This window comes from Aquiflexum gelatinilyticum (assembly GCF_024741135.1).
Lineage (GTDB): Bacteria > Bacteroidota > Bacteroidia > Cytophagales > Cyclobacteriaceae > Cognataquiflexum > Cognataquiflexum gelatinilyticum.
Genome location: NZ_JANSUY010000047.1, coordinates 1 through 368, shown reverse-complemented (window position 1 = coordinate 368; position 368 = coordinate 1). Strand labels below are relative to the sequence as shown.

At 53.0% G+C, this 368-nt stretch carries 1 rRNA gene; it reads right to left on the bottom strand.

The annotated features are described in order from the left end of the window. Positions 1-15: 15 nt before the first annotated feature. Positions 16-368 (bottom strand): 16S ribosomal RNA (locus tag NU887_RS21090); the annotation flags it as partial.

The following is a 368-nucleotide window of genomic DNA, read 5'->3' as shown; positions in this document are numbered from 1 at the left end:
ATCAATTCTCCATAGAAAGGAGGTGATCCAGCCGCACCTTCCGATACGGCTACCTTGTTACGACTTCACCCCAATCATCTGTCCCACCTTAGGCGGCTGGCTCCAAAAAGGTTACCCCACCGACTTCGGGTGTTACAAACTCTCGTGGTGTGACGGGCGGTGTGTACAAGGCCCGGGAACGTATTCACCGCGGCATGCTGATCCGCGATTACTAGCGATTCCAGCTTCATGTAGGCGAGTTGCAGCCTACAATCCGAACTGAGAACGGTTTTATGAGATTAGCTCCACCTCGCGGTCTTGCAGCTCTTTGTACCGTCCATTGTAGCACGTGTGTAGCCCAGGTCATAAGGGGCATGATGATTTGACGT